The following is an 18,736-nucleotide window of genomic DNA, read 5'->3' as shown; positions in this document are numbered from 1 at the left end:
CGCTTTTGATCTACACCACTCAGGTCGGCTTTCAGGCCGCCGTGCTTTTGCTTTTGATCTTGATCTTAGGCGCCCCGTTAAACCACGCTGGCCGCAAGTAGGCACGGTGGAGCGGGTAAACCGGCAAGGATGCCGGTTTAGCCGCGCTGGGCCAGGGATGGCCCATCGCGGCGACCCGCGCAGCCGTGCCGGAGTGCGGGCACACCGAGCCTAGGCGAGGTGCCGAGTGGTGGGGCAAGAGCCCTTTGCTTACTTTGGGGCTTTTCCAAAGTGAGTCGCCGTAAGGGCGAAACCCATAGCAGCCGTTACCCAAATAACGGATATACACACAAAACAAAAAACCTGGCCCAACTCTTGCTCTACCTCCAATCACTGCATCCCCGATCCCCATGCAGTGGAGACCTTTACCTATGCCAGTCGCCCCGAATTCGCTCCTTCAGGCTGCCCCCGCGGCCAAGCCTCAAGCGCCTGCCGCCACCCCCCCGGTAGCGGCTGCGGACCCACGGGACAAGGCCCCTGGCTTCGCTCAGGTATTCGCCAGCCAAGGTTCCAAGCCGACGGTAAAGACCGACGACACCCCGGCCAAGCCCACGCGTGACAAGTCCTCGGACCCCAGCGCCAAGCCAGCGGCCAGCAACGACAAACCTGCCGCCAGCACGCCAGCGGTTGCCGATAGCGGCAATCCCTTGCCTGCCACGCCACCGGCCAAGTCCGGCGACAGCACCAGCAGTGACGATGACAAACCCACCGATCCGTCCCTGGTGCAGCAGCAACCCCCGGTTGACCCGGTCGTCGACCCAGCATTGATTGCTGCCGTTACACCGGTTGCCGTCCCGGTCCCTGTTCCTGTGGAAACGCCTGCGCCTGTTGCAGCCACCAAGGACGACAAGGCCCAGCCGGTCGTCGCGGCACCGGTCGCGGCGACGGATGAGTCCAAGCAGCCCGCTTTCGACCCTGCAGCCGACCCTCTGGATTCGATGCCGGCTGTGCGCCTGGCGATGGAGCAGGGCGGTCACGTGTCGGCGAGCAGCAAGGCACCACAGAACGCTACCCCGGCGCCCACCCAGGATCAGCCGACCGCCGCGCAGAACTTCGCCACCGGCCTGGCGAATATGGTCGACCAGCAAGCTGCTAAAGACAGCACTGGCCAAGGCGGCGACAAGGCTTTCAGTGGGCTGATCGAAGGTGGCCTCAAGGATTTGAAAGACGCCGGCAGCGACACCCGCGTCGATGATTTTGCCAATCGCCTGGCCGCACTGACCCAGGCCGCCACGCCGAAAACTGCCAATGCGTTGCCACCCGTGGCTAACGCACCGTTGGCCATGCATCAGAGCGGCTGGACCGAAGAAGTGGTCAACCGTGTGATGTACCTGTCCAGTGCCAACCTCAAGTCGGCGGAGATCCAGTTGCAGCCGGCTGAGTTGGGGCGCCTGGATATCAAGGTCAATATGACGGCGGACCAGCAGGCCCAGGTTACCTTCATGAGTGGTCACGCCGTGGTGCGTGAAGCCCTGGAAAGCCAGTCCGGTCGCCTGCGGGAGATGTTTGCCCAGCAGGGCATGGGGCAGGTGGACGTTAACGTCTCCGACCAGTCCCGTGGTTGGCAGGGGCAAGGACAGGATCAACAGCAGCAGAACCAGGCCCGTGGCGTGAATGGCGGCAGTGGGCGTGGTGAGGGTGGAGATGCAGGTGATCATGCTGAAGTGGCTGCGGCGGTAGCGCCTGTCACCTCCACCGTGATCGGCTCCAGCGCCGTCGATTACTACGCCTGACACTAGCCAGACGCTGGTCTAAATGTGGGAGCGAGCAATCTCGCTCCCACATTTGATTGGCAGTGCTCTCTCTTCCCCGATGACCAGACAACTCTGGCATAACACTTGCTCTTGCCTTCCCGTAGATCTATGAATCCCAGAATAGTGACGGATTATTGGCATGGCGAAGAGCGACGACGCAGCAACCCCTCCCGCAGGTAAAGGCAAGCTCAAGCTTATCCTGTTGATCGTGCTGGGCCTGCTCCTGGCCATCGGCGCGTCGGTGGGCGGTACCTGGTACATCATGCACAGCGGTGCCAGCAAACCGGCCCCTGCTGCCGAAACCGCCAGTAACGTCAAGCAACCGGCAATCTTCGAACCGATGCTTCCGGCGTTTGTCGCCAACTTCAATCAGAACGGTCGTCAACGCTACCTGCAGGTGAGCATCACCTTGCTGGCACGTAACCAGGCGGACCTGGATGCACTCAAGGTGCATATGCCGGTGATCCGCAACAACCTGGTGATGCTGTTCTCCGGTCAAAGCTTCGACAGCCTGGCCACCCCGGTCGGCCAGGAAATGCTGCGCCAGAAGGTCACTGCCAGCGTGCAGGAAGTGGCCCAGAAAGAGCTCGGCAAAGTCGTGGTCGAGCAGGCGCTCTTCACTAACTTCGTATTGCAGTAGGATCACGACATGGCCGTGCAAGACCTGCTGTCCCAGGATGAAATCGACGCGCTGTTGCATGGTGTGGACGATGGTCTGGTACAGACCGAAATGGCTGCCGAGCCCGGCAGCGTCAAAAGTTATGACCTGACCAGCCAGGATCGCATCGTCCGTGGACGCATGCCGACCCTGGAAATGATCAACGAACGGTTTGCCCGCTACACCCGTATCAGCATGTTCAACATGCTGCGCCGTTCGGCGGACGTGGCGGTGGGCGGTGTGCAGGTGATGAAGTTCGGCGAGTACGTGCACTCGCTGTACGTACCTACCAGCCTCAACCTGGTCAAGATCAAGCCGCTGCGCGGCACCGCGCTGTTCATCCTCGACGCCAAGCTGGTGTTCAAACTGGTGGACAACTTCTTCGGCGGTGATGGCCGTCACGCCAAGATCGAAGGCCGTGAATTCACCCCGACCGAATTGCGCGTGGTGCGCATGGTGCTCGAGCAAGCCTTTATCGACTTGAAGGAAGCCTGGCAGGCGATCATGGAAGTCAATTTCGAGTACATCAACTCGGAAGTGAACCCGGCCATGGCCAACATCGTTGGCCCGAGCGAAGCCATTGTGGTCTCGACCTTCCACATCGAACTCGATGGCGGTGGCGGCGACCTGCACGTGACCATGCCGTACTCGATGATCGAGCCGGTGCGCGAGATGCTCGACGCCGGCTTCCAGTCCGACCTGGACGATCAGGACGAGCGTTGGGTCAAGGCCCTGCGCGAAGACCTGCTGGATGTCGATGTGCCCCTGAGCGCCACCGTGGCCCGTCGCCAACTGCGCCTGCGGGATATTTTGCATATGCAGCCGGGGGACATCATTCCCGTCGATTTGCCGGAAGAACTGATCATGCGCGCCAACGGCGTGCCATCGTTCAAGGTCAAGCTCGGTTCCCATAAAGGCAACCTGGCGCTGCAAGTGGTTGAGCCGATCAACCGTCGCTGATTCAACCCTATTTATGAATGTTTGCTTCGCCGAGGACATGTAATGGCTACCGAACACGAAAACACTTCCGCCGAAGACCAGGCCCTGGCTGACGAATGGGCTGCGGCCCTGGAAGAAACCGGCGATGTTGGCCAGGACGATATCGACGCGCTGCTGGCCGCCGATGCCGCCACTGCGCCGGCCGGCAGCCGCCTGCCAATGGAAGAATTCGGCAGCGTGCCGAAGAACAATGACCCAGTGACCCTCGACGGCCCGAACCTGGATGTGATCCTCGACATCCCGGTGTCGATTTCCATGGAAGTCGGCAGCACCGAAATCAACATCCGCAACCTGTTGCAGCTCAACCAAGGCTCGGTGATCGAACTCGATCGCCTGGCTGGTGAGCCGTTGGACGTGCTGGTCAATGGCACGCTGATCGCCCATGGCGAGGTGGTGGTGGTCAACGAGAAGTTCGGCATCCGCCTGACTGACGTGATCAGCCCGAGCGAACGCATCAAGAAGTTGCGTTGATATGAAGTATTCGATGGCAGGACTGTTGCTGGCGCTGCCATTGAGCGCCCTGGCGGCTGAGCCGATCGCGCAAGCGGCGGTTGCCGCGCCCGTCGTCGGCAGCGGCATCGGCGGGCAACTGACCCAACTGGTGTTGGGCCTGTTGCTCGTGGTCGGCTTGATCTTTGTGTTGGCCTGGTTGATGCGCCGCGTGCAGCGCATCGGCCCGGGCAATGGCCAGGTCATCGAGATGATCGGCTCGCGTGCTCTCGGCCCGCGTGATCGCCTGGTGCTGGTGCAGGTCGGCGAGGAACAGATTCTGCTGGGCATTACCCCCGGCCGTATCACCCCGTTGCACGTGCTCAAGACACCGGTGGAAGTGGCCCCGACCCAGGCCGCCACACCAGAATTCGCCCAGCGCCTGATGGAGTTGCTGGGCAAGGATCAGAAGGATAAGAAGTAATGCGCGTTTTATTGACGCTCATGCTGTTGTTGGTCGCGCCGCTGGCGTTTGCGGCCGACCCGTTGTCGATCCCGGCGATTACCCTGGGCACCAACGCAGCCGGCGCCCAGGAATACTCGGTCAGCCTGCAGATTTTGCTGATCATGACCGCGCTGAGTTTTATCCCGGCGTTTGTCATGCTGATGACCAGCTTTACGCGGATCATCATCGTGTTCTCGATCCTGCGTCAGGCCTTGGGCTTGCAGCAGACGCCGTCGAACCAGATCCTCACCGGCATGGCGCTGTTCTTGACGCTGTTCATCATGGCGCCGGTGTTCGACAAGGTGAACCAGCAAGCCTTGCAGCCTTACCTGGCAGAAAAACTTTCTGCTCAGGATGCGATCGACAAGGCCCAGGGCCCGATCAAGGATTTCATGCTGTCGCAGACCCGCTCCAGCGACCTTGAGCTGTTCATGCGCCTGTCCAAGCGGACCGACATCGCCACCCCGGATCAGGCGCCGCTGACGATTCTAGTACCGGCGTTTGTCACCTCTGAGCTGAAGACCGCGTTCCAGATCGGTTTCATGATCTTTATCCCGTTCTTGATCATCGACCTGGTGGTGGCGAGCGTGCTGATGGCGATGGGGATGATGATGCTCTCGCCGCTGATTATTTCGCTGCCGTTCAAGATCATGCTGTTTGTGTTGGTTGACGGCTGGGCGCTGATTATCGGCACCCTGGCCGGCAGTTTCGGAGGGGTATAGCGCGATGACACCCGAAGTTGCCGTCGACCTGTTCCGTGAAGCGCTGTGGCTGACCACCATGATGGTTGCCGTCCTGGTGGTGCCGAGCCTGTTGGTGGGTTTGCTGGTGGCGATGTTCCAGGCCGCGACCCAGATCAACGAACAGACCTTGAGTTTCCTGCCGCGCCTGCTGGTGATGCTGATCACCCTGATCGTCGCCGGCCCATGGCTGGTGCGCACCTTTATGGAATACATCCTGCAGTTGTACGGCAGTATTCCGCAGTTGATCGGCTGACCGCATGCAATCTGTGCTGGCGTTGACCGACACCCAGATCAGCACTTGGGTGGCGTCTTTCATTTTGCCGATGTTTCGCGTCACGGCCGTGCTGATGACCATGCCGGTGTTTGGTACCACCTTGGTGCCACGGCGTATTCGCCTGTACTTTGCGTTCGCTATCACCGTGGTGATCGTCCCCGGATTGCCGCCGATGCCGCCGGTGAATGCCCTGGACCTGAGTGCGTTGTTGCTGATTGCCGAGCAGATTCTGATCGGCGCGTTGTTGGGTTTCTCCCTGACGCTGTTCTTTCAGGCCTTCGTCATCGCTGGGCAAATCATCTCGATCCAGATGGGTATGGGCTTCGCGTCCATGGTCGACCCCACCAACGGCGTGTCGGTGGCGGTGATCGGGCAGTTCCTGACCATGCTGGTGACCTTGCTGTTCCTGGCCATGAACGGCCATTTGGTGGTGTTCGAGGTCATGACCGAAAGCTTCACCACCTTGCCGGTGGGCTCGGGGTTGGTGGTCAATCATTTCTGGGAACTGGTAGGGCGCCTCAGTTGGGTGTTGGGTGCCTCGCTGTTGCTGGTGTTGCCAGCGATTACCGCGCTGTTGGTGGTCAACATTGCCTTCGGCGTGATGACCCGCGCGGCGCCGCAGCTGAATATCTTCTCGATTGGTTTCCCCCTGACGCTGGTGTTGGGCATGGGGATTTTCTGGATCGGCATGGCCGATATTCTCAATCAGTATCAACCGCTGGCGACCGATGCCTTGCAGTTCTTACGCGATCTGGCACGGGCGCGCTGAGCCATGGCCGAGAGCGAGAGTGGCCAGGACAAAACAGAAGACCCCACGGAGAAACGTAAAAAGGACTCCAGGGAAAAGGGTGAGATTGCTCGCTCCAAAGAGCTCAACACCCTGGCTGTGATGCTGGCCGGCGCCGGTGGCCTACTGATTTACGGCGGCGGCTTGGCGCTGGACCTGATGGAGTTGATGAAACTCAACTTTTCCCTGCCGCGTGAGGTGCTACTGAGTCCCGGCGCTATGGGCGCGTACCTGCTGCACTCGGGGAAAATCGCAATCCTGGCGGTGCAGCCGGTGCTGATCACTTTGTTGCTGGCGGCGCTGATTGGGCCTGTGTCCCTTGGCGGCTGGCTGTTTGCAGCTGGCAGCATGGCGCCCAAGTTCAGTCGGATGAACCCTGGGCCGGGGCTCAAGCGGATGTTCTCCGGCAAGGCGCTGGTGGAACTGCTCAAGGCGCTGGCGAAATTTATCCTGATTCTGTTTGTGGCGCTGACGGTGTTGTCTTCCGACATCGACGACTTACTGCGCATTGCCCATGAGCCGCTGGAATCGGCGATTATTCACAGCGTGCAAGTGGTGGGTTGGAGTGCGTTGTGGATGGCCTGCGGGCTGATCATCATCGCGGCGGTGGATGCGCCGATCCAGCTGTGGGAAAGCCACAAAAAACTGCTGATGACCAAGCAGGAAGTGCGTGACGAGCACAAGGATCAGGAAGGCCGTCCCGAGGTCAAGCAACGCATTCGCCAACTGCAACGCGAGATGTCCCAGCGCAAGATGATGGCGGCGGTGCCCGACGCCGACGTGGTCATCACCAACCCGACGCACTACGCCGTGGCGCTCAAGTACGACCCGGAGAAGGGCGGCGCGCCGATGTTGCTGGCCAAGGGCAGTGACTTTACCGCGCTGAAAATCCGCGAAATCGCCGTGGCCAACGACATCCTGCTGCTGGAGTCGCCGGAGCTGGCGCGTTCGATCTTCTACTCCACTGATCTGGACCAGGAAATCCCTGCCGGCCTGTATTTGGCGGTGGCGCAGGTGTTGGCCTATGTCTATCAGATCCGCCAGTACCGCGCGGGCAAAGGCAAGCGCCCGGATCCGCTCAAGGACCTGCCGATTCCGCCGGAATTGCGCCGCGATTCCTGACGCAAGCCAGTCAATCTTTGGGCTGCTAAATTGACATCGTGCCATTCGTCTGGCCATGCACGCTACCTGTCAACTTTGACAGTAGCCAGTGCTGCACTCTCGCGGTTTTATAGCGCCAAGCACTGCGCGTAAGTCGTTAAGAGATGCAGAGGGGTCGGCAATGGAAGCGGTAACCGGCACGATCAAGTCTTATAGCCGCAAGACCGGCGAAGGGGTGATCGCGCTGGATGGCGAGTGTGAACCCGTGCGTTTGGACCTCAAAAGTTCGGCTGGGGTCTGGCTTGAAAAGGGCCTGCGCGTGCAGTTCGCCAGAATCCATCGTCCCAGAGGCGTTTTTGCGCTTTATATCAAGGTCATCTAGCGGCTTGCGTACGTACACAGGCCAAAAGTGTGTTCAGTCGGTCTGAAGGTTGCCTGGCTCTGCTTCGGATGACGGCTCACTGTCATCCAGCACTCGCTCAGCCAACAATCGCGCCACCTCAATCAGCTGTGCAATTCCCAATGCGCCTTCCCGTCGCGATCCTTCCAGCTCAAAGGCGAAGTCGCAGGTCAGGGCGTGGGCGGAGGCGAGTGTTTCAGATCGTTCCCACACTCCCGCGTGGGAATGCATCCCGTGACGCTCTGCGTCACCCTTCCACGGTCGGAACGCGGTGCGTCCCAGGCGGCATTCCCACTCAGAGCGTGGGAATGATCGTCTTCCTGAAACAAAAGTTGGAAGGCTTCTTGCAACCCCGCCTCCAGCACGCCTCCCGGCGTCAAAAGTTTGCTTCAAGGACACGAGGAATACTGGTGGATCGCTCTCAAATGCTCAGCACGGCCCGTGGCACTCTGACTGACCTCTCGCGAGGCAATCTGGGTGTGCCGCTGCTGTTGCTGGTGATGCTGGCAATGATGATGTTGCCGATGCCGCCGTTCCTGCTGGACGTGTTCTTTACCTTCAACATTGCCCTGTCCGTCGTCGTGCTGCTGGTGTGCGTATACGCCCTGCGGCCGCTGGATTTCGCGGTATTCCCGACGATTCTGCTGATTGCCACCTTGCTGCGGCTGGCGCTGAACGTGGCGTCCACCCGTGTGGTCATGCTCCACGGCCAGGACGGCCACGCCGCTGCCGGTAAGGTGATCCAGGCCTTCGGTGAAGTGGTGATTGGCGGTAACTACGTGGTCGGTATCGTGGTGTTCGCGATCCTGATGATCATTAACTTCGTGGTGGTGACCAAAGGCGCCGGGCGGATTTCCGAGGTGAGTGCGCGGTTTACCCTCGACGCGATGCCCGGCAAACAGATGGCCATCGACGCCGACCTCAACGCCGGCCTGATCGATCAGGGCCAAGCCAAGGCGCGCCGCCTGGAAGTGGCCCAAGAAGCCGAGTTCTACGGCTCCATGGACGGCGCCAGTAAATTTGTGCGCGGTGACGCCATTGCCGGCCTGCTGATTCTGTTCATCAACCTGATCGGCGGCATGGCGGTTGGTATCTTCCAACACGGCATGACCTTCGGCGATGCGGGCAGGGTTTACGCCTTGCTGACCATCGGTGACGGTTTAGTGGCGCAATTGCCATCACTGTTGTTATCTACAGCGGCGGCCATCATGGTGACCCGTGCTTCGGGCTCCGAAGACATGGGCAAGCAGATCAGCCGCCAGATGTTCGCCTCTCCCAAAGCGCTGGCTGTGGCAGCGGGCATCATGGCGATCATGGGCATCGTGCCGGGCATGCCCCATATTTCGTTCCTGAGCATGGCGGCCATGGCGGCGGGTGGTGCGTATCTGTTCTGGCGCAAACAAAACCAGGTCAAGGTCCTGGCTCAGCAAGAAATTGCCCGCCAGCAAGAGCTGCTGCCATCCCCGGCCCGAGCCCAGGAAACCAAGGAGCTTGGCTGGGATGACGTGACCCCGATCGATATGATCGGCCTGGAAGTGGGCTACCGTCTGATTCCGCTGGTGGACCGCAACCAGGGCGGCCAATTGCTCGCGCGGATCAAGGGTGTGCGCAAGAAGTTGTCGCAGGACCTGGGCTTTTTGATGCCGACTGTGCATATCCGTGACAACCTCGACCTGGCCCCCAGCGCTTACCGCCTGACCCTGATGGGCGTGATCCTGGCCGAAGCCGAGATCTACCCGGACCGTGAGTTGGCGATCAACCCCGGCCAGGTGTTCGGCACGCTCAATGGCATAACCGCCAAAGATCCGGCTTTTGGCCTCGACGCGGTGTGGATCGAAGTCAGCCAGCGCAGCCAGGCGCAGTCCCTGGGTTACACCGTGGTAGACGCCAGCACCGTGGTTGCCACCCACCTCAACCAGATTCTCTACAAGCATTCCCACGAGCTGATCGGCCACGAGGAGGTCCAGCAATTGATGGGATTGTTGGCCAAAGCGTCGCCAAAATTGGCCGAAGAGTTGGTGCCGGGTGTGTTGTCGTTGTCGCAGTTGCTCAAGGTGCTGCAAGCCTTGCTCGCCGAACAGGTGCCGGTACGCGACATCCGCAGCATTGCCGAGGCTATCGCCAACAATGCCGCCAAGAGTCAAGATACTGCCGCACTGGTGGCCGCGGTGCGCGTCGGATTGTCGCGCGCAATCGTGCAAAGCATTGTAGGCGTTGAGTCTGAGCTGCCTGTGATCACCTTGGAGCCAAGGTTGGAACAAATATTGCTCAATAGTATTCAGAAGGCAGGGCAAGGCCAGGAAGAGGGCGTTCTGCTGGAGCCAAGCATGGCTGAAAAACTGCAGCGTTCGTTGATCGAAGCCGCACAGCGTCAGGAAATGCAGGGCCACCCGGTGATTCTGCTGGTGGCAGGCCCGGTTCGAGCGATGTTGTCGCGGTTTGGACGCCTGGCAGTTCCGAATTTGCACGTTTTGGCTTATCAGGAAATTCCTGACAACAAGCAAGTGACTATTGTCGCGACAGTAGGGCCCAACGGCTGAGGTAGTGGGTTATGCAAGTTAAGCGTTTTTTCGCCGCCGATATGCGTCAGGCCATGAAACTGGTTCGTGATGAGCTGGGCGCCGACGCTGCGATTATCGGTAACCGTCGTATTGCCGGCGGTGTTGAGCTGACGGCTGCCCTGGATTACACCCCCTCGGCATTGGCGCCGCGCGTGCCGAACATGGAGCTCGAAGACGAGCTGCGCAAGACCGCCTCGCGCATTGTCTCGGCCCAGGCCGAGCTGAGCATGCGTGGCGACAGCGATGCCACCACCAATCGCCAGCTGTTCGCCGGCCTGCCGCTGACCGCTGCCGAACCATTGGTGGAGCCAACCTTCAAAGAACCGTCGCGTCCCGCAGCGCCAGCCCCGGCTGCTGCTGTCGACCAGCGTGTGTTCGATTCGATGCGCTTTGAACTTAACGGCCTGCGTGAGCTGCTGGAAGTGCAGCTTGGGTCGCTTGCCTGGACGCAACTGCAAGGCAGCAAGCCGCAACAGGCCAACCTGTGGCGTCGCCTGCAACGTATCGGTCTGTCCGGGCCGTTGTCCCGCGACCTGCTGGCGCTGACCGCTGAAGTCGAAGAGCCTCGCCAGGCCTGGCGCATGTTGCTGGCCCACTTGGCACGCATGATTGCCACCCCGGAAATCGAGCCTCTGGAAGAGGGCGGTGTGATCGCCATGGTCGGCCCTGCCGGCATGGGCAAGACCACCACGCTGGCCAAGCTGGCCGCACGTTATGTGCTCAAGTACGGCGCACAGAACATCGCGCTGGTGAGCATGGACAGCTACCGTATTGGTGCTCAGGAGCAACTCAAGACCCTGGGCCGGATTCTCAATGTATCGGTGACTCACGTCGACCCGGGTCAGTCCCTGGCCAATGCCCTTGATCCGCTGCTGCGCAAGCGCGTAGTGCTGATCGACACCGCCGGCCTGCAAGCCAGCGACCCGGCATTGCGCATGCAATTGGAAAGCCTGGCCGGGCGTGGCATCAAGGCGAAAAATTACTTGGTGCTGGCCACCACCAGCCAGAAGCAGGTGCTCACCGCGGCGTATCACAGCTACAAACGTTGCGGGCTGGCCGGTTGCATCCTGACTAAACTGGATGAAACGGCGAACCTGGGCGAAGTGTTGAGCCTGGCAATCAGTCATGAGTTACCGGTCGCCTACCTGACCGACGGGCCGCGGATCCCGGATGATTTACATCTGCCGCGCCGTCATCAGTTGGTCAGCCGTGCTGTCAGCGTGCAAATGCAAGAAGAGCCTAGCGAGGAAGCGATGGCCGATATGTTCGCCGACCTTTACCACCACCCGGCAAAACGGGTGGGTTGAGGGCAGGATGAACACCGTGAAAAGTATCTACATCGTTGGTCTGCAAGCGATTCACGCGGCCAAGCCATGTAGCCTGCGTCTAAGCAAGACAAGGTAAAGAAATAAAATGGGCAGCATGCATCCCGTACAGGTGATCGCGGTGACCGGCGGCAAAGGTGGCGTCGGGAAAACTAACGTGTCAGTGAATTTGTCCCTGGCCCTGGCAGAGCTTGGCCGTCGCGTCATGCTGCTGGATGCAGACCTGGGCCTGGCGAACGTCGACGTTCTGCTGGGGCTGACACCCAAACATACCCTTGCCGATGTGATCGAGGGTCGCTGTGAGCTGCGCGATGTGCTGCTCCAGGGCCCCGGTGGAATTCGCATCGTGCCGGCCGCCTCGGGCACCCAAAGCATGGTGCACCTGAGCCCGGCGCAGCATGCAGGCCTGATTCAGGCGTTCAGTGATATCGGCGACAACCTCGACGTGCTGGTGATCGACACCGCCGCCGGGATCGGCGAGTCCGTGGTCAGCTTCGTGCGCGCCGCGCAAGAAGTCCTGCTGGTGGTCTGCGATGAACCCACCTCGATCACCGACGCTTATGCCTTGATCAAACTGCTGAACCGCGATTACGGCATGAACCGATTCCGCGTGTTGGCCAACATGGCCCAAAGCCCGCAGGAAGGGCGCAACCTGTTCGCCAAGTTGACCAAGGTCACGGATCGCTTCCTCGATGTCGCCTTACAATACGTCGGCGCAGTTCCTTATGACGAGTGTGTGCGCAAGGCCGTGCAAAAGCAGCGTGCGGTCTACGAAGCGTTCCCTCGTTCGAAGTGCGCACTGGCGTTCAAGGCTATTGCCCAGAAGGTCGATACCTGGCCGTTGCCCGCCAACCCGCGGGGGCATCTGGAGTTTTTCGTCGAGCGATTGGTGCATCAGACGAGCGCAGGACCGGTGCTATGACATCCAGCGGCTACAACCTTTACAAAAAGTCGGCACGTGACAGTCAGGGCGAATTGATCGAGCGCTATGCGCCCCTGGTCAAGCGCATTGCCTACCACTTGCTGGCACGCCTGCCCGCCAGCGTGCAGGTTGAAGACCTGATCCAGGCCGGCATGATCGGCCTGCTCGAAGTGTCGACTAAATACGACGCGAGCAAGGGTGCGAGTTTCGAGACGTATGCGGGTATCCGTATCCGTGGCGCGATGCTCGATGAAGTGCGTAAAGGGGATTGGGCGCCGCGTTCGGTACACCGCAACACGCGAATGGTCAGTGATGCAATTCGCGCAATTGAAGCAAAAACCGGTCGTGACGCTAAAGATCATGAAGTTGCGGCCGAACTCCAATTGAGTCTCGATGATTACTACGGGATTTTGAACGATACCTTGGGCAGCCGCCTGTTCAGTTTCGACGACCTTTTACAGGACGGCGAGCACGAAGGGCTGCACGAGGACGGCGCGAGTGCTCATCTCGAGCCGTCGCGTGACCTGGAAGATGAACGTTTCCAGGGCGCGTTGGCGGACGCGATTGCCAATTTGCCGGAGCGTGAGCGACTGGTGTTGGCGCTGTACTACGACGAAGAGCTGAACCTCAAGGAAATCGGTGAGGTCCTGGGGGTCAGCGAATCGCGTGTCAGCCAGCTGCACAGCCAGTGCGCAGCCCGCTTGCGGGGGCGATTGGGAGAGTGGCGCGCGCGCTGACAGGCAGTGTGGGGACACTGCTGCGCAACTAGGCGAGAGGTGAAACACCTTTCGCGGATTCGTTTCGTGGTGCCCCTGGCAGTCCTTTTTTGTGTAACGCCTGTTGATTGAAATGGCGCGTCCAGGTGCTGGGCGCGTTTAAGACTGCTTGGAGGTCGAATTGGACAAGAACATGAAAATCCTCATCGTTGATGACTTCTCAACGATGCGGCGGATCATAAAAAACCTGTTGCGTGACCTTGGGTTCACCAACACGGTCGAGGCGGATGACGGCCTTACGGCGATTCCGATCCTCAACAGCGGAAGCATCGACTTTCTGGTAACCGACTGGAACATGCCGGGCATGACCGGTATCGATTTGCTGCGCCATGTACGCGCGGATGAAAAACTGCGCAGCCTTCCCGTGCTGATGGTGACTGCCGAAGCCAAGCGTGAGCAGATCATCGAAGCCGCCCAAGCTGGGGTAAACGGTTACGTGGTCAAGCCATTCACTGCACTGGCCTTGAAAGAGAAGATCGAAAAAATCTTCGAACGCATCCACGGCTAATGCCATCGCGGGGGAGCTATGGAGCATAAAGAAACGTCACAGGGAGACTTTGAGTCGACCCTGAAAAAGCATGCTCACCAGTTGGTCGACAGCCTTGAAAAAGGCCAGTTCGGCGACGCGGTGCAGTTAATCCATGAGCTCAACCAGACCCGTGACCGCGGCCTGTACCAGGAAGTGGGCAAGCTCACGCGCGAGCTGCACAGTGCAATCGTCAATTTCCAGATTGACCCGCACATGCCCCAGGCCGAAGAGATTTCGCAAATCACCGATGCCACCGAACGCCTGTCCTATGTGGTCAGGCTGACTGAGGCGGCGGCCAATCGCACCATGGACCTGGTGGAAAACGCCACGCCTTTGGTCAACGGTATGGCCACTGAAGCCCAGGCTCTGAGTGTTGACTGGGGCCGCTTCATGCGCCGGGAAGTGGGGGCTGAAGAGTTTCGTGAGCTGGCACGTCGGGTCGAAGGGTTCCTGTCGCGCAGCGAGCAGGAAAACCGCACGGTTTCCAGCAACCTCAATGACATTCTACTGGCCCAGGATTACCAGGACCTCACCGGTCAAGTGATCAAGCGTGTGACTCAACTGGTCACCGAAGTAGAAAGTAACTTGCTTAAATTGGTGCTCATGGCCGGCCAAGTTGATCGTTTTGCCGGCATCGAACATGACCGCGAAGCGATCCTCTCGGAAAAAGATCCACAAAAACATCTCGCCAAGGGTGAAGGTCCGCAGATTCATGCCGATAAACGTGAAGACGTTGTGTCAGGTCAGGATGACGTAGATGACCTGTTATCCAGTTTAGGCTTCTAAGGAGCACCCACATGAGCTTCGGCGCCGATGAAGAAATCCTTCAGGATTTCCTTGTAGAGGCCGGCGAAATTTTAGAGCAACTGTCCGAACAACTGGTCGAGCTGGAAAGCCGACCGGATGATGCGAACCTGCTCAATGCAATTTTTCGCGGTTTTCACACTGTAAAAGGGGGCGCCGGCTTCCTCCAGCTCCATGAGCTGGTGGAATGCTGTCACATCGCCGAGAACGTGTTCGACATCCTGCGCAAGGGTGAGCGGCACGTCGACTCGGAACTTATGGACGTGATTCTCGAAGCACTGGATGCGGTCAACGGCATGTTCAGCGAAGTGCGCGAACGTGCACCGATCACGGCTGCCACCCCGGAACTGCTGGCCGCCCTGACGCGCCTGGCAGAGCCTGCTGACACCTCGGCTGCGCCGGTGGTTCAAGCGGCGCCTGAGCCGGTGGTGGAAGCTGAACCGGACGTGACGGACAGCGAGTTCGAACAACTGCTGAACTCCCTCAGCGCCGTTAAGGCCGAGGCTGAAGCGCCGGCTGCTGCGGCAGCGGTACCGACCAGCGAAGACATTACCGACGCTGAGTTCGAGTCGCTGCTCGACCAGTTGCATGGCAAAGGTCAGTTCGCCGCCGATGCCGTGGCACCTGCCGCTGCGTCGCAAGGGCCTGCCGCTTCCGCCAACACCGACATTACCGACGATGAATTCGAAGCCTTGCTTGATCAGTTACATGGCAAAGGCACGTTTGTGGCCGAAGCCTTGCCGGAAGTCGCAGCGACCTCTGCAGCATCTGCCGCCAGTGCAGAGCCTGCCGGCGACGGGTTGATTTCCGATCACGAATTCGAAGCCCTGTTGGATGAGTTACACGGCAAAGGCAAGTTCACCGAAGTGGCCCCGGCCGCCGCCGTGGCGACGGCTGCCCCGGTTGCCGCTAAAGCCGCAGCCCCCGCAGCGAAGCCCGCACCTGTACCTGCCGCAGCGCCAGCCCCGGCGCGTGCCGCCGCGGCCCCTGTTGCTGAAAAGCCTGCCAGTGAAGCCGAAACCACGGTGCGCGTTGATACCGCACGCCTGGACGACATCATGAACATGGTCGGCGAATTGGTGCTGGTGCGTAACCGACTGGTGCGCCTGGGCCTGAACAGTGGCGACGAAGCCATGCAGAAGGCCGTGTCGAACCTTGATGTGGTCACTGCCGACCTGCAAACCGCCGTGATGAAAACGCGGATGCAGCCGATCAAGAAAGTCTTCGGCCGCTTCCCGCGCCTGGTTCGCGACCTGGCACGCCAGCTCAAGAAAGAGATCAACCTGGAACTGGTGGGTGAAGAAACCGACCTCGACAAAAACCTTGTCGAGGCCCTGGCCGACCCGCTGGTCCACTTGGTGCGCAACGCTGTCGACCACGGTGTTGAAACCCCGGAAGAACGCGAAGCCTCGGGTAAGTCCCGCAACGGCAAGGTGATTCTGGCGGCGGAGCAAGAAGGCGACCACATCCTGCTGTCGATCACCGATGACGGCAAAGGTATGGACCCGGCGGTGTTGCGTAACATCGCGGTCAAGCGCGGCGTGATGGACAAAGATGCCGCCGACCGTCTGACCGACACCGAGTGCTACAACCTGATCTTTGCCCCGGGCTTCTCCACCAAGACCGAGATTTCCGACGTGTCGGGCCGTGGCGTGGGCATGGACGTGGTGAAGACCAAGATCAGCCAGCTCAACGGCTCGATCAACATTTACTCGACCAAGGGCCAGGGCTCGAAAATCGTCATCAAGGTGCCGCTGACCTTGGCGATCATGCCGACCCTGATGGTGATGCTGGGCAACCAGGCTTTCGCCTTCCCGCTGGTCAACGTCAATGAAATTTTCCACCTCGACCTGTCGCGCACCAACGTGGTGGACGGCCAGGAAGTGGTGATCGTGCGCGACAAGGCGTTGCCACTGTTTTACCTCAAGCGCTGGCTGGTGGCATCGGCCAAGCATGAAGAGCAGCGCGAAGGCCATGTGGTGATTCTCTCTGTGGGCACCCAGCGGATCGGCTTTGTGGTCGACCAACTGGTGGGTCAGGAAGAGGTGGTCATCAAGCCTTTGGGCAAAATGCTGCAGGGAACCCCGGGCATGTCGGGTGCGACCATTACCGGTGACGGTCGGATCGCGCTGATTCTCGATGTTCCGAGCATGCTCAAGCGTTACGCCGCTCGGCGTATTTGATTCTGGTGGGGCTTGGGCGGTATTGCCCGCCCCGCCTAACGGAGTGTTTATGGCAGTCAAGGTCCTGGTGGTGGACGATTCGGGTTTCTTCCGCCGCCGCGTCTCGGAAATTCTTTCCGCCGATCCAACGATCCAGGTGGTCGGCACGGCCACTAACGGCAAAGAGGCGATTGATCAGGCCATTGCGTTGAAGCCGGACGTGATCACCATGGACTACGAGATGCCGATGATGGATGGCATTACGGCCGTTCGGCACATCATGCAGCGCTGCCCGACCCCGGTGTTGATGTTCTCCTCGCTGACCCATGAAGGCGCCAGGGTAACCCTGGATGCGCTGGACGCCGGTGCGGTGGACTTCCTGCCGAAGAATTTCGAAGACATCTCGCGCAACCCCGAGAAGGTCAAACAGATGCTGTGTGAGAAGGTGCACAGCATTTCCCGCAGCAACCGTCGCAGCCTGTTCAGCACGCCAGCCCCAGTGCCGACACCGGTTGCTGCGCCAGCGACGCCGACGACAGCATTTGGTCGCCCTGCACCTGCACCAGCGCCAGTCACTCGACCTGCGGTGGCACCGGTTCGTGCTCCTGCGGCACCGAGCGCGCATTCGCCTGCGCCCAAGCGCAAGGCCTACAAGTTGGTCGCTATCGGTACGTCTACCGGCGGTCCGGTGGCCTTGCAGCGGGTGTTGACCCAACTGCCGGCCAACTTCCCGGCGCCGATCGTATTGGTGCAGCACATGCCTGCTGCGTTCACCAAGGCCTTCGCCGAGCGCTTGGACAAGCTGTGTCGCATCAGCGTCAAGGAGGCCGAGGATGGTGACATCCTGCGCCCTGGCCTGGCGCTGCTGGCCCCGGGCGGCAAGCAGATGATGGTCGATGGCCGTGGTGCGATCAAAATCCTGCCGGGCGATGAGCGCCTCAACTACAAGCCCTGTGTGGATATCACCTTTGGTTCGGCGGCCAAGTCCTATGGTGACAAAGTTCTGGCGGTGGTGCTCACCGGCATGGGGGCCGACGGCCGCGAAGGCGCGCGCCTGCTCAAGCAGGGCGGCAGCGCGATCTGGGCCCAGGACGAAGCGAGCTGCGTGATCTATGGCATGCCCATGGCGATCGTCAAGGCTGACCTGGCGGACGCCGTCTACAGCCTGGACGACATCGGCAAGCATCTGGTGGAGGCCTGTCTCTGATGGATGTATTGAGCCTGATCGGCATCACCATGGCGGTTGTCGCGATTATCGGCGGCAACTACCTCGAAGGCGGTCACCTCGGCGCTTTGGCCAACGGGCCGGCGGCGTTGATCGTGATCGGCGGTACGGTGGGCGCAGCGTTGTTGCAGTCGCCGATGAGTTCGTTCAAACGTGCCATGCAGATCCTGGTGTGGATCATTTTCCCGCCGCGCGTTGACCTGCCAGGCGGCATCGACCGCGTGGTCAACTGGAGCCTTACCGCGCGCAAGGAGGGCCTTCTGGGCCTGGAGGGCGTGGCCGATGCCGAGCCCGACAGCTATGCGCGCAAAGGCCTGCAATTGTTGGTGGACGGCGCTGAACCGGAGGCGATCCGCAGCATTCTCGAGGTGGATTTCTACACCCAGGAAAGCCGCGACATCAACGCCGCCAAGGTTTTTGAAAGCATGGGCGGCTACGCGCCGACCATCGGCATCATCGGTGCGGTGATGGGCCTGATCCACGTGATGGGCAACCTCGCCGACCCGTCGCAGTTGGGCAGTGGTATTGCCGTGGCGTTTGTCGCCACCATCTACGGCGTGGCCAGTGCCAACTTGGTGCTGTTGCCGGTGGCCAGCAAGCTCAAGTCGATCGCCATGCGCCAGTCGCGTTACCGCGAGATGTTGCTAGAGGGCATTCTGTCGATTGCCGAGGGTGAGAACCCGCGCTCCATCGAATTGAAGCTCCAGGGCTTCATGGATTGATGGGAATGCTTTCTGTAGGAG

The 18,736-nt window shown here is 60.3% G+C and carries 19 protein-coding genes and 1 pseudogene; 19 read left to right on the top strand and 1 reads right to left on the bottom strand.

Translation table 11 applies throughout. The features are described 5' to 3' along the window. The first annotated feature begins 410 nt into the window (after positions 1-410). The 10 genes from BFL40_RS25470 to BFL40_RS25425 all read left to right on the top strand — a co-directional run bounded on the left by BFL40_RS25470 (position 411) and on the right by BFL40_RS25425 (position 7,671). Positions 411-1,772 (top strand): flagellar hook-length control protein FliK, encoded by a 1,362-nt coding sequence (locus BFL40_RS25470; RefSeq protein ID WP_071486521.1) that lies wholly within the window; start codon positions 411-413, stop codon positions 1,770-1,772. A gap of 160 nt (positions 1,773-1,932) precedes the next feature. Next, positions 1,933-2,433, top strand: a complete 501-nt coding sequence (gene fliL / locus BFL40_RS25465) for a flagellar basal body-associated protein FliL (RefSeq protein ID WP_071486520.1) — start codon at positions 1,933-1,935, stop codon at positions 2,431-2,433. Between the two features lie 9 nt (positions 2,434-2,442). Further along, positions 2,443-3,411, top strand: a complete 969-nt coding sequence (fliM, locus tag BFL40_RS25460; RefSeq protein WP_071486519.1) for a flagellar motor switch protein FliM — start codon at positions 2,443-2,445, stop codon at positions 3,409-3,411. 42 nt (positions 3,412-3,453) lie between these two features. Then, entirely contained in the window at positions 3,454-3,921 is a 468-nt protein-coding gene (fliN, locus tag BFL40_RS25455) for a flagellar motor switch protein FliN (RefSeq protein WP_071486518.1), read from the top strand. A 1-nt stretch (position 3,922) separates the two neighbouring features. After that, positions 3,923-4,363, top strand: a complete 441-nt coding sequence (gene fliO, locus BFL40_RS25450) for a flagellar biosynthetic protein FliO (RefSeq protein ID WP_071486517.1) — start codon at positions 3,923-3,925, stop codon at positions 4,361-4,363. After that, a complete protein-coding gene (gene fliP, locus BFL40_RS25445) occupies positions 4,363-5,106 on the top strand; it encodes a flagellar type III secretion system pore protein FliP (protein WP_071486516.1) in 744 nt (247 codons plus the stop codon). The genes fliO and fliP overlap by 1 nt, the downstream gene beginning before the upstream one ends. Before the next feature lie 4 nt (positions 5,107-5,110). Then, on the top strand, positions 5,111-5,380 hold the full coding sequence (gene fliQ, locus BFL40_RS25440) for a flagellar biosynthesis protein FliQ (RefSeq protein ID WP_071486515.1): 270 nt from the start codon (positions 5,111-5,113) through the stop codon (positions 5,378-5,380). 4 nt (positions 5,381-5,384) lie between these two features. Continuing rightward, a complete protein-coding gene (gene fliR, locus BFL40_RS25435; protein WP_071486514.1) occupies positions 5,385-6,170 on the top strand; it encodes a flagellar biosynthetic protein FliR in 786 nt (261 codons plus the stop codon). Between the two features lie 3 nt (positions 6,171-6,173). Beyond that, positions 6,174-7,310, top strand: a complete 1,137-nt coding sequence (flhB, locus tag BFL40_RS25430) for a flagellar biosynthesis protein FlhB (RefSeq protein ID WP_071486513.1) — start codon at positions 6,174-6,176, stop codon at positions 7,308-7,310. A 160-nt stretch (positions 7,311-7,470) separates the two neighbouring features. Beyond that, complete coding sequence (locus BFL40_RS25425) at positions 7,471-7,671, top strand: DNA-binding protein (protein ID WP_071486512.1); 201 nt, start codon at positions 7,471-7,473, stop codon at positions 7,669-7,671. Between the two features lie 33 nt (positions 7,672-7,704). Here the strand turns inward: BFL40_RS25425 and BFL40_RS34380 are convergent. Continuing rightward, positions 7,705-7,890: pseudogene (locus tag BFL40_RS34380) on the bottom strand (DUF6124 family protein); the annotation flags it as partial. Between the two features lie 224 nt (positions 7,891-8,114). On the opposite strand from BFL40_RS34380, the gene flhA reads away from it, so the two are divergent. The 9 genes from flhA (at position 8,115) to BFL40_RS25375 (ending at position 18,715) form a co-directional block, all read left to right on the top strand. Next, positions 8,115-10,229, top strand: coding sequence for a flagellar biosynthesis protein FlhA (flhA, locus tag BFL40_RS25415; protein WP_218176657.1), 2,115 nt, complete (start codon positions 8,115-8,117; stop codon positions 10,227-10,229). Positions 10,230-10,240: 11 nt separating this feature from the next. Beyond that, positions 10,241-11,557: a flagellar biosynthesis GTPase FlhF gene (gene flhF / locus BFL40_RS25410; protein WP_071486509.1), complete on the top strand. Its 1,317-nt coding sequence runs from the start codon at positions 10,241-10,243 to the stop codon at positions 11,555-11,557. A gap of 106 nt (positions 11,558-11,663) precedes the next feature. Then, on the top strand, positions 11,664-12,497 hold the full coding sequence (fleN, locus tag BFL40_RS25405) for a flagellar synthesis regulator FleN (protein WP_003192912.1): 834 nt from the start codon (positions 11,664-11,666) through the stop codon (positions 12,495-12,497). Further along, entirely contained in the window at positions 12,494-13,234 is a 741-nt protein-coding gene (gene fliA / locus BFL40_RS25400) for an RNA polymerase sigma factor FliA (RefSeq protein WP_065909829.1), read from the top strand. The genes fleN and fliA overlap by 4 nt, the downstream gene beginning before the upstream one ends. A gap of 172 nt (positions 13,235-13,406) precedes the next feature. Next, the gene (locus BFL40_RS25395) at positions 13,407-13,781 is read left to right on the top strand and encodes a chemotaxis response regulator CheY (RefSeq protein WP_003192908.1); all 375 of its coding nucleotides are present in this window, start codon (positions 13,407-13,409) and stop codon (positions 13,779-13,781) included. Positions 13,782-13,799: 18 nt separating this feature from the next. Beyond that, complete coding sequence (locus tag BFL40_RS25390; protein ID WP_025855886.1) at positions 13,800-14,588, top strand: protein phosphatase CheZ; 789 nt, start codon at positions 13,800-13,802, stop codon at positions 14,586-14,588. Positions 14,589-14,599: 11 nt separating this feature from the next. Continuing rightward, a complete protein-coding gene (locus BFL40_RS25385; RefSeq protein ID WP_071486508.1) occupies positions 14,600-16,789 on the top strand; it encodes a chemotaxis protein CheA in 2,190 nt (729 codons plus the stop codon). A 49-nt stretch (positions 16,790-16,838) separates the two neighbouring features. Next, positions 16,839-17,975, top strand: a complete 1,137-nt coding sequence (locus BFL40_RS25380) for a protein-glutamate methylesterase/protein-glutamine glutaminase (protein ID WP_071486507.1) — start codon at positions 16,839-16,841, stop codon at positions 17,973-17,975. Next, entirely contained in the window at positions 17,975-18,715 is a 741-nt protein-coding gene (locus BFL40_RS25375; protein ID WP_071486506.1) for a flagellar motor protein, read from the top strand. Before BFL40_RS25380 ends, BFL40_RS25375 begins: the two co-directional genes overlap by 1 nt. Positions 18,716-18,736 lie beyond the last annotated feature (21 nt).

Origin of the sequence: Pseudomonas costantinii (genome assembly GCF_001870435.1) — a bacterium.
Classification (GTDB): Bacteria; Pseudomonadota; Gammaproteobacteria; order Pseudomonadales; family Pseudomonadaceae; genus Aquipseudomonas; species Aquipseudomonas costantinii.
Note: the sequence above shows the minus strand (reverse complement) of the source record. Positions and strands in the feature narration are given on the sequence as shown.

What these genes read in the sequence shown, in the direction of transcription:
- BFL40_RS25385 (WP_071486508.1), top strand. Translation starts at nt 14,600, where the DNA reads ATGAGCTTCGGCGCCGATGAAGAAATCCTTCAGGATTTCCTTGTAGAG.
- flhB (WP_071486513.1), top strand. Translation starts at nt 6,174, where the DNA reads ATGGCCGAGAGCGAGAGTGGCCAGGACAAAACAGAAGACCCCACGGAG.
- BFL40_RS25470 (WP_071486521.1), top strand. Translation starts at nt 411, where the DNA reads ATGCCAGTCGCCCCGAATTCGCTCCTTCAGGCTGCCCCCGCGGCCAAG.
- BFL40_RS25375 (WP_071486506.1), top strand. Translation starts at nt 17,975, where the DNA reads ATGGATGTATTGAGCCTGATCGGCATCACCATGGCGGTTGTCGCGATT.
- fliM (WP_071486519.1), top strand. Translation starts at nt 2,443, where the DNA reads ATGGCCGTGCAAGACCTGCTGTCCCAGGATGAAATCGACGCGCTGTTG.
- fleN (WP_003192912.1), top strand. Translation starts at nt 11,664, where the DNA reads ATGGGCAGCATGCATCCCGTACAGGTGATCGCGGTGACCGGCGGCAAA.
- flhF (WP_071486509.1), top strand. Translation starts at nt 10,241, where the DNA reads ATGCAAGTTAAGCGTTTTTTCGCCGCCGATATGCGTCAGGCCATGAAA.
- fliL (WP_071486520.1), top strand. Translation starts at nt 1,933, where the DNA reads ATGGCGAAGAGCGACGACGCAGCAACCCCTCCCGCAGGTAAAGGCAAG.
- BFL40_RS25390 (WP_025855886.1), top strand. Translation starts at nt 13,800, where the DNA reads ATGGAGCATAAAGAAACGTCACAGGGAGACTTTGAGTCGACCCTGAAA.
- BFL40_RS25425 (WP_071486512.1), top strand. Translation starts at nt 7,471, where the DNA reads ATGGAAGCGGTAACCGGCACGATCAAGTCTTATAGCCGCAAGACCGGC.
- fliP (WP_071486516.1), top strand. Translation starts at nt 4,363, where the DNA reads ATGCGCGTTTTATTGACGCTCATGCTGTTGTTGGTCGCGCCGCTGGCG.
- fliR (WP_071486514.1), top strand. Translation starts at nt 5,385, where the DNA reads ATGCAATCTGTGCTGGCGTTGACCGACACCCAGATCAGCACTTGGGTG.
- BFL40_RS25380 (WP_071486507.1), top strand. Translation starts at nt 16,839, where the DNA reads ATGGCAGTCAAGGTCCTGGTGGTGGACGATTCGGGTTTCTTCCGCCGC.
- fliO (WP_071486517.1), top strand. Translation starts at nt 3,923, where the DNA reads ATGAAGTATTCGATGGCAGGACTGTTGCTGGCGCTGCCATTGAGCGCC.
- fliQ (WP_071486515.1), top strand. Translation starts at nt 5,111, where the DNA reads ATGACACCCGAAGTTGCCGTCGACCTGTTCCGTGAAGCGCTGTGGCTG.
- fliA (WP_065909829.1), top strand. Translation starts at nt 12,494, where the DNA reads ATGACATCCAGCGGCTACAACCTTTACAAAAAGTCGGCACGTGACAGT.
- BFL40_RS25395 (WP_003192908.1), top strand. Translation starts at nt 13,407, where the DNA reads ATGAAAATCCTCATCGTTGATGACTTCTCAACGATGCGGCGGATCATA.
- flhA (WP_218176657.1), top strand. Translation starts at nt 8,115, where the DNA reads ATGCTCAGCACGGCCCGTGGCACTCTGACTGACCTCTCGCGAGGCAAT.
- fliN (WP_071486518.1), top strand. Translation starts at nt 3,454, where the DNA reads ATGGCTACCGAACACGAAAACACTTCCGCCGAAGACCAGGCCCTGGCT.